The organism is Bradyrhizobium ottawaense, from assembly GCF_900099825.1.
GTDB lineage: Bacteria > Pseudomonadota > Alphaproteobacteria > Rhizobiales > Xanthobacteraceae > Bradyrhizobium > Bradyrhizobium ottawaense_A.
Genome location: NZ_LT629693.1, coordinates 904,533 through 918,747, shown reverse-complemented (window position 1 = coordinate 918,747; position 14,215 = coordinate 904,533). Strand labels below are relative to the sequence as shown.

General features: G+C 61.3%; 7 protein-coding genes. All 7 read left to right on the top strand.

The features are described 5' to 3' along the window. Positions 1 to 181: 181 nt before the first annotated feature. The 7 genes from BLR13_RS04525 to BLR13_RS04495 all read left to right on the top strand — a co-directional run bounded on the left by BLR13_RS04525 (position 182) and on the right by BLR13_RS04495 (position 14,143). Positions 182 to 2,167, top strand: coding sequence for a tetratricopeptide repeat-containing sulfotransferase family protein (locus BLR13_RS04525; protein ID WP_079586782.1), 1,986 nt, complete (start codon positions 182 to 184; stop codon positions 2,165 to 2,167). Positions 2,168 to 2,233: 66 nt separating this feature from the next. After that, positions 2,234 to 3,721, top strand: coding sequence for an O-antigen ligase family protein (locus BLR13_RS04520; protein ID WP_079586783.1), 1,488 nt, complete (start codon positions 2,234 to 2,236; stop codon positions 3,719 to 3,721). Positions 3,722 to 3,770: 49 nt separating this feature from the next. Continuing rightward, complete coding sequence (locus tag BLR13_RS04515; RefSeq protein ID WP_244525093.1) at positions 3,771 to 4,682, top strand: class I SAM-dependent methyltransferase; 912 nt, start codon at positions 3,771 to 3,773, stop codon at positions 4,680 to 4,682. Between the two features lie 132 nt (positions 4,683 to 4,814). Then, positions 4,815 to 5,720, top strand: a complete 906-nt coding sequence (locus BLR13_RS04510; protein ID WP_244525092.1) for a hypothetical protein — start codon at positions 4,815 to 4,817, stop codon at positions 5,718 to 5,720. Between the two features lie 656 nt (positions 5,721 to 6,376). Further along, a complete protein-coding gene (locus BLR13_RS04505; protein ID WP_143039793.1) occupies positions 6,377 to 10,504 on the top strand; it encodes a beta strand repeat-containing protein in 4,128 nt (1,375 codons plus the stop codon). A gap of 97 nt (positions 10,505 to 10,601) precedes the next feature. Next, positions 10,602 to 12,713 (top strand): type I secretion system permease/ATPase, encoded by a 2,112-nt coding sequence (locus BLR13_RS04500; RefSeq protein ID WP_074827268.1) that lies wholly within the window; start codon positions 10,602 to 10,604, stop codon positions 12,711 to 12,713. Further along, positions 12,713 to 14,143, top strand: coding sequence for an HlyD family type I secretion periplasmic adaptor subunit (locus BLR13_RS04495; RefSeq protein ID WP_074827270.1), 1,431 nt, complete (start codon positions 12,713 to 12,715; stop codon positions 14,141 to 14,143). The genes BLR13_RS04500 and BLR13_RS04495 overlap by 1 nt, the downstream gene beginning before the upstream one ends. The last annotated feature ends 72 nt before the right edge of the window (positions 14,144 to 14,215 follow it).

Below are 14,215 nucleotides of genomic sequence, written 5' to 3'. Positions count from 1 at the left end.
CTTTGCCCAATTTGCTTCGGAGGAAATCGAAACTTGGGACGATCGAACGCCAGCAGTCGAAATGGCGCGGCCGCCTGAGCTTTGACGGGACTTCCTCGCTCCGGGGCGAGGGGGAATCGAAACGTCCTGCCGACCATCGACCACCTCGTACGGCCTCGAATGCCTTCCTGGGAGAAACTTGATGCTATTGGTTGCACAACCAAATCGGGGCGCGAGCACGTTCGTTGAGATACGCGGCGCTGAGGATGCCCAGGATCGCCGCGCTCTCCCATCGCAGGCGCCCGACGGAGGATACGGGCTGGCACCCCTCGGTCGAATCGTCGCGCATGGTGCGAATGCGCAAGACGCCCTGTGTGGCTGTGGCAGCGGTTTGAGGGCCTGCCGATGTTGCGAACTGGATCCCACTTTCGCAGCCTCCCCCGAGGTGAGGGAGCGGATCGATATTCTCGCCAATCGTGCGGCCAGGGCGCTTGCCAGCGGCGACCCCGTCGCGGCCGAGGCGGGAAGCCTCGAGGCGCTGGACATAGCCCCCCGTTTTCCGGATGCCCTCTGGATCCTCTATCAGATCCGCCGGCGTGCGGGTCACGAGCAGGCGGCACTCGCGCTGCTGCAGCGGCTTGTCGCTGTCGCGCCCAATAACGTCGACGCCACCCAGGAATTGGCATTGCTGCTGTTCCAACGAGGCGACTTGGCCTCCGCGGAACATCATGCGCGAAATGCAGTGCGTCTCGCACCGGCACATCCGCGGTCGCACAACTTGATGGGCATGATCCTGACTGAAGCTCAGCGCCCGCATATCGGCGAGTTTCACTATCGTCGCGTCCTGGAAATAGCCGGTGCGCGCGACCCGATTCTATTGGCCAACCTGGCTTGGAACCTCAAGTGCCAGGGAAGGATCGCGGAGGCGCGCGAGTTCTACAATGAGTCCGCTGAAGCGGCACCGGACGTTTTCCAAACCCTGTTTGGGTGGGGCCAGCTCGAGGAAGCCGACGGCAATTTCGCTGCCGCCAAGGCAAAGCTCGACCGAGCCGCAGAGATTTGCCCCGATGATCCCGGGTTGCGGGTGGCTCGGGCGACGTTGCATGCGCGCGAAGGCAAGTTTGCGGCGGCCCTCGCCGAGTTCGAACCCGGTCCAGGCGGCGACGAAAATGGCCGTTCCGCCAGGGCTCGTTCCGACTCCAACGAACTTCTCGAGAAGGGCCGGATTCTCGACAGGATGGGGCGCTATGATGAAGCCTTCGCCTGCTTCGATGAGGCGAAACGACTGGCGCGCGAAATCACTGGAAAGCGATATCTCGATCAGGAGGCGCGGGAGACCGCCGATCGCTTGCGGCAATTCTTCGTCAGTGATCGGCTGCGGCTAATGCCCCTGGCGTCCGTACGGGAGGGCGCTGCGCAGCCAATCTTCATCATGGGCTTTCCGCGGTCGGGGACCACGCTGGCGGAACAGGCCTTGTCCGGCCATCCAAGGATTTCGGCCGGCGATGAGCTTCCGTTCATCAACGAGTTCAGCGATACGCTTCCACGATTGTTCGGCAGCCCATTGGCCTATCCCGAAGCGTTGGCCGAATTGTGGATGGGAGACAATCGGCGCGGGCCCGATGCGTTGCGGGACGCCTACCTGCAGAAGGCAGAGCTTAGAGGAGTCATCAAGCAGGGCGACACCTATTTCACGGACAAGATGCCCTTGAACGAAATGCACATCGGCTTGATCTCTCTGATCTTCCCGCGATCACCGTTGATACACATTTTACGTCACCCATTGGATGTCGTTCTATCCGCGTATTCCCATCACCTGACCCACGGATACTTCTGTGCTTTTGCGCTGGAGACGATTGCGCAGCACTACGTGTTGGTGATGGACCTCGTCCATCACTATCGAGCGCAAATGGCACTGCGGTACTTGCCAATTCGCTATGAGGACATGGTGGAGGATATGTCAGGCAGCGTGCGTCGTATGCTGGACTTCGCCGGCGAGAGCTTCGACCAGCGTTGCGTCAACTTCCAGGACAATCAACGTGTGCCGCATACCCCAAGCTACGCGCAGGTGAAGCAGAACTTGTACGACCGATCCCGGTTCCGTTATCGCCATTATCGGAGGCATCTGGAACCGGTGATCCCTATCCTTAAGCCCGTAATGGACCGGCTCGGCTACAGCTTGAACTAGCAGTGGCCACGAGAAGACAAACTGGGCCGGGCCGTGTCACGGCGCTGCGGGTGGGAGACAGGAAGCATGCGCGCTGATTGTCTCAAGGTGACTGATGTTTGGGAGGATGCATTGGCAGGGCGTCGAAGTTTTTTTTTCGACGATTCTCGTGGTGCCGAGTTCTCTGCTACGAGAGGGTCTCATGTTGCCGTGGCCGGCGGATCGGGAAATTCCGTTCCTACGCCGCGCGCATTCCGCGCGAACGACGCATCGATAGCAGGCGACGCGTTGCTTGCGCTTGGCATACTGCTGGCGACGGCGTCCCAGCTTCGGCTCGGCAATCTGCCAATCGGACCCGGCGAATTGTGCCTGGTGATCTGGCTCATTCTCATGTTGGTGCGCGAGCTGAATCGGCTCGGTCCTCCACTGACTCCCGCTCTTTTACGGCTACTGCTCTTTTGGACGGTCTTTGCCTTTTCCCTAAGTCTGGGTTTTCTGACAGCATTGTTTATCGGACAGCAGTACGATCCGCGCTGGGTTCTTCACGACGTAATGGCCTACCCCCTTCTGGTTGCCGTGAGTTGCTTGAGCGTGGTTGACCCAGGGGCGAAGCTTCGTTTGCGCCGCGTCTCCTGGCTGCTGATCACGTTCGGCACTGCCTCCCTTGCGCTTCAGGTCGCGGCTGGCTGGAAACTAATTGACATCCCGCTGATCCAGCCCTGGTTTTGGGAAAGGTTTCGCGGCTGGTCGTCCAACCCGAACCAGCTCTCGCTGCTCTGCGCGGTGCTCGCGCTCATATCGCTGCACCTTGCCGAGACAGCAACCCGACCCAGCGGCCGAATTGTCGCCATCGCTTGCTTGATTCTGCCCATCTATGTCGGCCGGATGACCGAGAGCGACACGTTCACCCTGGCGCTTGTGGCATCCGGACCGATTTTTATCGTCCTCAAGCTGCGTGCATGGCTGTCGGAGCGCAGGAACGTCATCCATTTTGCATTCGCCTGGATTATCGCACTCGGTCTGCCGCTGATGCTGGCTTCATTTACCGTTGTGGCCGCCATGGATGCTGGGAGTCTCGTCAAGGAACTGTCGAAAAACGGCGGCAAGGACCTGGGGCAGGAGTCCGATTTGCGGTTCACCCTCTGGGAGAACGCAATGCAACTGGGCATGGATTCTGGCATGTTAGGCTTGGGCCCGGGCCCCCACCTCAAGATACCCGCGTCGATACTAAGAGCGAGAGAGGACACGGAGGATCAGCTTGAGAACATCGAGCATCCGCAGCAGTCATCTGCGCCAAATTTCGAAGCGCATAATACATTTCTTGATCTACTCACCCAGGGCGGAATGATCGCTGTCCTAAGCTTCGTCTGGATCTTGGGCGTTTCCGTTTTTATTGCATACAAGGCCCGACTGGCAGGGCTCGCCGCGTTGATCTGCGGCCTTAGCATATATTGCATGACCGGCTTAATAATCCGACATCCCCTCTTCTGGTTCTCGATCGCCCTCTGCCTGGTCGCAGAGGGTGGTCCCCAGCGAATCGCCGCCAAGGAGAAGGCGCGCGGGTTTTTCAGCTGACTGCCAGGTTTGATTTGGTGCCATGGAAAGAGCCGACGGAAGGAAGTGATTGCCAGAAAGTGTGCACGGGATCGTTTCAGACTTCATCTTGCTGAAAGGTAACACCATGGAAATGAGAAATATCGACGAGAAGACCGTCAGTTCGTTCGGCCTGCAGTGGTCCACTTACAACCAAAACCGCCTGCCGGGCGACGAAAAGACCGCACAGCGCTTCGAAGAGTATTTCGCTATATTCCCCTGGGATACCTTGCCCGATCGCGCGGTAGGCGCGGATATCGGCTGCGGCAGCGGCCGTTGGGCCGTGCGGGTTGCACCCAGAGTCGGAACCTTGCACTGCATCGACGCGAGCGAGTCGGCGATCTTGGTGGCCCGCCAAAACCTCGCTGGTCAGCGCAATTGCATTTTCCATCATGCAAGCGTCGACGTCATTCCCCTGCCGCCCAGCAGCCTGGATTTCTGCTACTCGCTCGGCGTGCTTCACCACATCCCGGACACCATGGCCGGCATCAAGGCGTGCGTTGCGCTGCTGAAGCCCGGGGCGCCGTTTCTTGTTTACCTCTATTATGCCCTCGACCAGCGGCCCTGGTGGTACCGTGGAATCTGGAAGGGAACGGACGTCGTGCGGCGTGGCATCGCGCGCCTTCCATTCTGGTCGAAGAGGGCGCTCACCGAGGTAATCGCAGCGACGGTCTATTGGCCTGTCGCGAGGCTCTGCGCAGTGGTCGAGCGCCTGGGCGGCAGCCCCGACAACCTGCCGCTCAGCTGGTACCGCGACAAGAGCCTGTACATCATGCGCACCAATGCTTTCGACCGGTTCGCTACTCCGTTAGAGCAACGTTTTTCTCGTGCACAGATCGACGCAATGATGCGCAAGGCTGGCCTCGAAGACATCCGCTTCTCCGAAAACCTCCCATTCTGGTGCGCGGTTGGGCGGCGCCCGGCTCTGCCGCAACCTGCGTAAGGCAGGTCGTGATGAGATTTCGCTGGGCGGCGATGCGTCATGCGCGACGCAGCACCTGCCCGACCGGACCTGGGCCGACCCGACGATGCCCGCAACGGCCGTCATTAACGTCGCAAACAGATGTCAAGTACCATGCAGATGAAGGCACCGACCACCGCTTCGTTCCGTTATTTGCCGATAGCGGCTTTGGCTTTGAGTGTGCTGGCTTGGCCAGCATTTACCCTGGCTTACGGCAACCGAGGGTCACCGGACAAGCCGCTCCACTATGCCCCAAATGGCAATTTCGACAGGAATGGGCAGTACCTGCCGGGCAAAATAGGATTCACCTTGGCGGACGTCAGCAGCGTGAGCCAGCTCGACTCTTTGGGCGCCGACGTGAAAGGGCTTGTGTGGATCGGTCAATGCAACGGGGCTGATGAGAATTTTCGTAGAGCCGTCCAGCCATATATCGGCAACTCAAAAGTGTTTGGGTTCTTTCTCATGGACGACCCAGATCCAAGGGAAATACTCGAGTCTGGCAGACTGTCCGCTCCCTGCAGGCCGGACAACCTGAAGGCGGAGTCGGACTGGGTGCACAGCCATGTGCCCGGAGCGATGACGTTTATCGTCCTGATGAACCTGTCTTCGTCTAAGACGCCTTCGTTCAAAAATACTTACAATCCCGCTAACTCGCACGTCGATCTGTTCGGGCTTGACCCCTACCCATGCCGGACGGAATTGCATGGCTGTGATTTCGACATGATAGACCGTTACATTGCCGCGGCAACGTCTTGGGGCATCCCGCGCAGCAGCATGGTTCCGTTCTATCAAGCCTTTGGCGGCGGCGACTGGGTAGACGATTTCGGCGGTCAGTATCTGCTGCCGACGGCCGATCAGATGCGTCAGATCCTCGACCGTTGGCGGAGATACGTCGACGCGCCAGCATTTGACGCCGTCTATAGTTGGGGCTCGCAACGTGCGGACGTCGCGCTTGAAAGCGCATCGGCCCTGCAGGAGGTCCTCTTGGTTCACAATTATGCAAACGGGCGGCCAAGGTGAAGCTGGGTGTGCTGAAGCAAGGGGCGGCCAAGGGCGGCCTGGCTCCCCAACGCTCTGGCGCGCCGACAAAATCACCCCGCCAAATGCATTGATGAACTCTGGCCCTGGAGCTGGCGAACAGATCGTGCCCGGCTGGCAACATAAAGTGCATCCTCAGCCGCGCCTGATCCAACCCGCGGCCTCACCTCATGCTCGAGATAGGTCTGGTTGTTAAAAGATGCACAAGCTGAAGGGGTACTTCCAAATTGCCTTGGCGGTGTCGCGTATTGTCCGGCTGATCCTGTCTCACTCGCTCGACGACGTGCTATCGTATTCTCATCGGACGGCCTGTCTGAGAATCCGGCCCAAGGCTCGATCCTCAACAAAGGACAAGAGCGCTATCGCGCGGTAGAGAAATCTTCCGCTGGCCAGTAACGTAGGGGCATCGAGGTGTTACGATGACTTTCACTTCTCAGATTAAGGCGCCGTTCTCCGACATCTTGGACAAATTTACTGATCTCCCGGCGACGGTGCGATCGTGTCAAGTTCCGGCGGCGTCAACTTCATCATTTTTGCCTCGCGGCATTACCGCGCTCGCGCGCCCTTAGGCCCTTAGCCAGGCACGGAGAGCGGCGGTTGGCTTATGCATTTGCTCTCTGGCGATCAAGGAGAGATCGATGTCACGTACGATCAGCAGCAGCACGACCGGTCCGGTAGTTCTGGGATTGTTGGACAATCCTCTTTACGTCACCAGTACAGGCACGGTGACCTCGACGGGTTCTGCCGATGGCATCGACGGGGGAGCCGGCACCACCTGGACGATTTCGAATGCGGGCGTGGTCTCCGCTTCCAGCGGCAATGGCGTGTCGCTGGCCAGCCGCGGCATCGTCGGCAACACCGGCTCGATTTCGGGCAATGATGCCCTCGTGCTCCGCGCGGGCGGCAGCGTGACGAATAACGTCGGTGGGTCGATCTCGGGTCTCGGCGCACTCGGGGCCGGATTAGGTTTTGGCGCGGGCGTCTACATCACGGGCGCTACGGGTACAGTGACGAACCGCAGCACGATCTCCGGCGTGGCCTATGGCGTCGGCTTGGGAGCCGGAGGCCTGGTGACCAACACCAGTTCGATTACGGGTGGCGAGGATGGCGCCATCGTCCAAGGCGCCATCGGGACGATCGCGAACTTCGGCAAGATCACCGCGACGGTCGACGACGGCGTCGCTCTCTTCAAAGGCGGTAGCGTGACGAACGCCTCAGGCGCTTCCATTTCAGGCGCTGGTGGGGCCGGCATTTTCATCACCGGCGGCGCCGGCACGGTCACGAATGCGGGCAGCATCGCAGGACTTACCCATCATGGGGTGCTGATTGCTGGCGGCGGCAGTCTTTCGAACGCTGCGTCCGGGTCCATTTCGGCACTGGGCGCCGGCGTCTTCTTCGAGAGCAATCCCGGGACTCTCACGAACGCTGGCTTTATTACCGGGACAGGGACCCAAGGCACCGGCATCTATCTGGAGAACGGCGGCAGCGCCACGAACACCTCAACCGGGACCATCACGGGCCACAAGTTCGGAGCCTTCCTGGAGGGCGGCTTCACCACGCTTGTGAACCAAGGCAGCATTTCGGGTGCTACCTATGACGGCGCCGTTCTCGGGCTTGGCGGCATCGTCACGAACGCCGCCGGCGCTTCCATTTCGGGTCTCAATGGCGGCGTCTATGTCAAGTACCGGGCGGCGGGCACCGTCACCAACAGCGGCAGCATCAGCGCGAGCGGGACAGGCAGCGCCGGCATTGATCTCGCCGATGGCGGCAAGGTCACGAACAATTCGACCGGGTCAGTTTCGGGCAACTCGTTCGGGGTCTTCGTTACCGGTGCCGGCGGCATCGTCACGAACACTGGCCAAATCGCGAGTGCGAAATACGGCGCCGTCGAGCTCGTGAAAGGTGGCAGCGTCACCAACAACGCGGGCGCATCGATCAAGGGCGGCAGCGCTGGTGTCTATGTCACGGCGGGAGGATCAGGGACTGTCACCAACAGCGGTACCATCAGTGCGGCGAATGCCGGTGGCGCGGGCGTCGCTCTTGCGGGTGGCGGCAGCATCACGAACAACAAGGGCGGATCGATCTCGGGCGCCGCGTTCGGTGTCTTCACCACCGGAGTTCTCGCAACGCTGAACAACAGCGGCAGCATCTCGGGCGCTCACGGTGTCGGTCTCGGGGCCGGCGGCAGCGTCACGAACGCTACCTCCGGTTCGATCTCGGGCCAGTCGGCTGGCGTGTTTTCGCAGGGAGCTGCTGCGACGCTCAGCAATGCCGGCAGCATCAGCGCGACGGCCGGCGCCGGCGCCGATATTGAGGCCGGCGGCAGCATCACGAACAATTCGACCGGGTCAATTTCGGGCAGCTCGTTCGGGGTCTTCGTTACCGGAGCCAGCGGCAGCGTCACGAACCAGGGCAGCATCACGAGTGCAAATAGCGCTGGCGTCGAACTCTTGAAAGGTGGCAGCGTCACCAACAACGCTGGCGCCTCGATCAAGGGCCCCAGCAGTGGCGTCTATGTCACAGCGGGAGGATCAGGCACCATCATCAATAGCGGCAGCATCAATGCGGCGAATGCCGGTGGTGCGGGTGTCGATCTTGCGGGTGGCGGCAACATCACGAACAATTCGGGCGGATCGATCACGGGCGGTGCGTTCGGCGTCTTCACCACCGGAGTTCTCGCAACGCTGAGCAACAGCGGCAGCATCTCGGGCGCTCACGGTGTCGGTCTGGTGGCCGGCGGCAGCATCGCCAACGTCGGCGCGATCTCGGGCCAGTCCGCCGGCGTCTTTGCGCGGGGAGGCGCCGCGACGATCAGCAACTCCGGCAGCATCGGTGCGACGGCCGGGGCTGCCGCCGATATCGAGGGCGGCGGCAGCATCACGAACAATTCGACCGGGTTGATTTCGGGCAGCTCTTTCGGCGTTTTCCTTGCCGGAGCCAGCGGCACCGTCACGAACCAGGGCAGCATTGCGGGTGCAAATAGCGCTGGCGTCGAACTCTTGAGCGGTGGCAGCGTCACCAACAGCGCGGGCGCATCGATCACGGGCGCCAGCAGTGGCGTTTATGTCACCGCGGGAGGATCAGGGGCGGTCACCAATAGCGGCAGCATCAATGCGACGACTGGCGGTGGTGCGGGCGTCGCGCTTGCGGGTGGCGGCAGCATTACGAACAATTCGGGCGGATCGATCTCGGGCGGCGCGTTCGGTGTCTTCACCACCGGAGTTCTCGCAACGCTGAGCAACAGCGGCAGCATCTCCGGCGCTCACGGTGTCGGTCTCGTGGCTGGCGGCAGTATCGCCAACTTCGGCTCGATCTCGGGTCAGTCCGCAGGTGTCTTCGCGCGGGGAGGTGCTACGACGCTCAGCAATGCCGGAAGTATCGTTGCGACAGCCGGCGCTGCTGCCGATATCGAGGGCGGCGGCAGTATCACGAACCTCGCCGGTGCGACCATCGCGGGCAGCGCCTTCGGCATCTTCCTCTCCGGCGGTAACGGCACGGTGACAAACGCCGGCACGATTTCCGGCGCGAGCTACGCCATCGACTTCTCGGGCAGTGCGACCAATCGGCTCGTGGTCGACCCCGGCGCCGTGTTCATCGGCGGGGTCACCGGCGGCAGCGGCACGAGCACGCTGGAGCTCGCCAGCGGCACAGGCTCGATCGGCGGAGTGGGCACTGGCTCGTTCAACAACTTCCAGAACCTTGCCGTCGATGCAGGCGCGACCTGGACGCTCAATGGTTCCAATATTGCCCCGACCGTCCTGGACAACGGCACGGTGAGCATCGCCGGCTCACTCGATGTGTCAACAGCTGTTGATCCAAACAGCACCGGCCTCTTCCAACTCGGCGGCGGTGCCACGCTTGAAGTTGCCGCGGCTTCCGGAACGGCTACGCAAATCAGTTTCCAGGGCGGCAGCAGCGAGCTTATTATCGACAACGCCGCATTGTTCGGCACCAATGTCGGTACCACATCCTATGCGGGACCGCAGCTGCAAGCCTTCGCCCCTGGGGACACGATAGATCTCAAGAATTTCTCCTCGGCCGGTGTGACGCTCAGCTACAACGCGTCGACGGGTGTGCTGCAGGTATCGAACGGCGCCAACCAGGCGGCCAGTCTGGACTTCCAGACCTCCAGCCTCGGCGGTGCGGGCTTCGCGGCCGCCAGTGACGGAGCAGGCGGCGTCTTGATAACCGATCCCCAGTCTGCGCCGCCGGCACCGACGCTTACGATCGGCAGTGCGGCGCTGACCGTTGCTGCGGGAGGCTCCATCTCGCTGGGCGTCCAGGTCTCGCCGGGAGATGCCAACAACGTGGTGTCAGTGACGGTAGGCGGGTTGGCCAGTTACGAGACGATCACCGACAGTCTTGATCAAACCATCTTCAGCGGCACTTCGGTTACCTTGAGCGCAGCCGAGGTCAACAGTGGCCTGACACTGAGTTCGTCATATACAGGTTCAGGCCAGCCGGTAAACAACGTCACCCTTACGGCAAGCGATTCGACACCGGGTGGCGCGGTTACCTCGACGCCGCAAACGATCGTTGTCACCGATCCTCCGATCACATCACCGTCGGCTGCATCGATCCTTCCGGTCAATGTGGCTCCAGCCTTGGCTCCGTCGTCGTACTCGACGTTCGCAGCGCTGCTCGATCAGTATATGGCGGCCAGCTCCAGCCAGGGCGCAGCCGGCACTAGCCTGACCGCCTTGGTGAGTTCGCAGCAAACGGGGCTCGGTGGCGTCAACGCGTTCCTGACCAAACCGCCTGGCTGACCTGTGATGACCGAACGATGCGTGGACAGACGATGCCATTAGGCGGGACGGATAGATCGGCGATCTCGGGCCTGTTCGCGCCCAGGGAAACCAGCAGATGATGTCGCAAGAGGAAACCGGGCTTTTCGTCCTTGTCTTGCTGCTTAGGCTGCATGGCGTTGCGGCTGAGGAGGAGCAGCTCCGCCACCGTTTGGGCACACGGAGCGTCGGCATCCCGGAGATGCTGCGATGCGCAAGGGATTTTGGACTTAAAGCGCGCACGATCAACACGAACTGGGCACGTCTTGCGCGCACGCCCTTGCCGGCGGTCGCGGCCCTCAACGATGGCGGCTTTCTCGTGCTCGGCAAGGCGGAGGGCGACGTAGTCCTGGTGCAACGTCTCTCGGAGCTCCGTCCGATCAAGCTGACCCGTGCTGAATTCGAGGCGCTCTGGGACGGTCGTCTGGTCCTGATGACGCGTCGCGCGTCGCTCTCCGATCTTTCACGGCGGTTCGACATCACCTGGTTCCTGGGCGCTGTACAGAAATATCGTTACCTGTTGAGCGAGGTGCTGATCGCTTCCTTCTTCCTTCAGTTGTTCGCGCTTGTCAGCCCGCTGTTCTTCCAGGTCATTATCGACAAGGTTCTCGTGCATCGCGGATTGAGCACGCTTGAGGTTCTCGTCATCGGTCTTGTGGTGATCGCAGTGTTCGAGGCAACGCTTGGCACCTTGCGCACCTACCTTTTTTCCCACACGACCAACCGCATCGACGTCGAGCTCGGCGCGCGCCTGTATCGCCATCTGGTGGCGCTGCCGCTAACCTATTTTCAGACCCGCCGTGTCGGCGATTCCGTTGCCCGCGTCCAGGAGCTCGAGAATATACGCAACTTCCTGACGAGTTCAGCGCTGACTTTCGTGATCGATCTTCTGTTTACGGTCGTTTTCCTTGCGGTGATGCTCGTCTACTCCCCCGTTCTGACGCTCGTCGTTGCTGGCGCATTCCCGTTCTATATCGGCATTTCAGCGGTCGCCACCCCGCTATTCCGCGAACGGCTGGATGAAAAGTTTCGTCGGGGGGCGGAGAATCAGGCGTTCCTGGTGGAGAGCATCACCGGCATCCAGACGTTGAAAGCGATGGCGGTTGAGCCGCAGATGAATCGGCGTTGGGAGGAGCAGCTCGCCGGTTACGTTTCCGCAAGCTTCCGCGTCCTCAGCCTCGGTAATATCACGAGCCAGGCCGTGCAACTGGTGAACCATCTGGTTACCGTTGCCGTGCTTTTTTTCGGTGCAAAGCTGGTGATCGAGGGTAGCCTCACTGTCGGCGAACTGGTGGCCTTCAACATGCTGGCCAATCGCGTGAGTATGCCGGTCTTGCGCATCGCCCAGATATGGCAGGACTTTCATCAAGCCCGCCTCTCGATCGAGAGACTCGGGGACATCCTCAATACTCGCCCGGAGCCCACGATCGACATCGGCCGCGCCGTGCTCCCGCCGATCCGCGGGGCTGTCACCTTTGACCACGTCGGGTTTCGCTATCGCGTCGATGGGCCGGAAATCCTGCACGACGTCAGTTTTCATGTTCCGGCCGGGCAGATAGTTGGTGTCGTCGGCCCGTCGGGATCTGGCAAGAGCACGCTGGCGAAGCTTCTCGAGCGCCTCTACGTGCCGGAGACCGGGCGCGTCCTCATCGACGGTGTCGATCTCGCATTGACCGATGCCGCCTGGCTACGGCGACAGGTTGGCATTGTTCTGCAGGAGGACATCCTTTTCAATCGATCCGTCGCCGAGAATATAGCGCTCGCGGATCCCGCCATGTCCATGCAGCGGATCATCGATGCCGCCAATCTGGCTGGCGCGCATGAGTTCATTCTTGAGCTTCCCGAGGGCTACGACACGGTCGTCGGCGAGCGAGGGTGCAGCCTCTCGGGTGGTCAGCGGCAACGCATCGCCATCGCCCGTGCGCTGGTGACTGATCCCCGCATTCTGATTTTCGATGAGGCCACCAGCGCGCTTGATTACGAGAGCGAACGCATCATCCAGGACAATATGAACCGGATATGCGAACGCCGTACCGTTTTCGTTATCGCCCATCGGCTTTCCGCGGTGCGCCGGGCCGATCGCATCCTTACGATCGAGCGTGGACGCGTCGTCGAAGACGGCACCCACGACGAGTTGATCCGTTCAAACGGGCGGTATGCGAGCCTCCATTTACTGCAGGCGGACGGTTAATGACGGCCGCCAGGAAAATCATCCAGTTCCCGAGCCGCCAGCGGCAGCGGCGGGAATACGAGACGGCCTTTCTTCCGGCCGCGCTTGAGGTGGTCGAGACGCCGCCGTCACCGATCGGCCGCGCCATCGGCTTGACCGTCATCCTGCTGTTCTGCGCGGCGCTGGTCTGGGCGTCGCTCGGCATCGTCGACGTCGTAGCAACCGCGCCCGGAAAGATCGTTGTGAATGGCCGGACCAAGGTGATCCAGCCGGCCGAAACGGGAGTAGTGCGGGCGATTCATGTTCGCGATGGCACAACGGTAAAGGCGGGGGACGTGCTGATCGAACTGGATCCAACCATCAGTGCCGCCGAACTTGACCATGTGAAAAGCGATTTGATCGCCGTCGAACTCGACATTGCGCGCTTACGCGCGGCACTTGCCGCGGACGCCCATCCGATCGCCGACTTCACGCCGCCAGCGGGTGCGAGCGAGCGGCTGGTCGAGATGCATCGTCAGTTCCTGGCGAGCCAGAAGGCGGAACATGCCGCGAAGCTGGCGGCAATTGACCGACAACTGGCGCAGAAGGACGCGGAACGCGAAACAATTGTGGCGACGATCGCCAAATTAAACGCCACGATCCCGCTGCTGCAGGAGCGGGTGGACGTACGCAAATATCTCTACGATAAGGCGATCGGCACCAAGATCATCTATCTCACCGAGTTTCAGGACCTTGTCGGCCAGCAGCATGACGTCCTTGTTCAGCAGAGTCGGTTGCGCGAGGCCGAGGCCGCGGTGGCGGAGCTCGCTCAGGCCAAGTTCAAGGTCGAGGCGGAGTACCGTCGCACGCTCTACGATGATCTCGCGAAAGCCGAACAACGGGCCGCCGGTCTCGCCCAAGAGGTGATCAAGGGAGAACAGAAGGCGAAGCAGCAGATTCTCATCGCGCCGGTTGACGGCGTCGTGCAACAATTAGCGGTGCATACGATCGGAGGGATTGTTACCCCAGCCCAGACGCTCGCAGCCTTGGTACCGCTCGACTCCAATCTCGAGATCGAGGCGATGGTGTCGAACCGCGATATCGGCTTCGTCGTCCCCGGACAGCGCGCCGCGATCAAGATCGATACCTTCAATTTTACCCGCTATGGGCTGCTGAATGGCCGCGTACTCGGCATTTCGCGCGATGCCATCACGCGCGACCGGCGTGAGGACCGGACGAGGGACCAACCTGCCGGTGCGGAAAGTACGTCGAGTGAACCGAAGGGCCAGGAACTCGTCTATGCTGCGCGCGTCAGCCTCGAGCGGAGCGTGATGGAGGTCGAGGGGCGGCCCGTCCAACTCTCGCCCGGGATGGCGGTGACGGTCGAGATCAAGACCGGCTCGCGGCGGATCATCAGCTACCTGATTTCGCCTCTGGTGCGATACAATCAGGAGGTGTTGCGAGAGAGATAGCGACGGAGCGTGCGCAAGCCTTGTAGGTAACGCAAGCCTTGTAGGAACGGGAGCCTCGGCCTGCCAAGGGCG

Bases quoted from the DNA above. Each gene is read 5' to 3' on its own strand.
- BLR13_RS04510 (WP_244525092.1), top strand. From the start codon at position 4,815: ATGCAGATGAAGGCACCGACCACCGCTTCGTTCCGTTATTTGCCGATA.
- BLR13_RS04495 (WP_074827270.1), top strand. From the start codon at position 12,713: ATGACGGCCGCCAGGAAAATCATCCAGTTCCCGAGCCGCCAGCGGCAG.
- BLR13_RS04500 (WP_074827268.1), top strand. From the start codon at position 10,602: ATGATGTCGCAAGAGGAAACCGGGCTTTTCGTCCTTGTCTTGCTGCTT.
- BLR13_RS04520 (WP_079586783.1), top strand. From the start codon at position 2,234: ATGCGCGCTGATTGTCTCAAGGTGACTGATGTTTGGGAGGATGCATTG.
- BLR13_RS04525 (WP_079586782.1), top strand. From the start codon at position 182: ATGCTATTGGTTGCACAACCAAATCGGGGCGCGAGCACGTTCGTTGAG.
- BLR13_RS04505 (WP_143039793.1), top strand. From the start codon at position 6,377: ATGTCACGTACGATCAGCAGCAGCACGACCGGTCCGGTAGTTCTGGGA.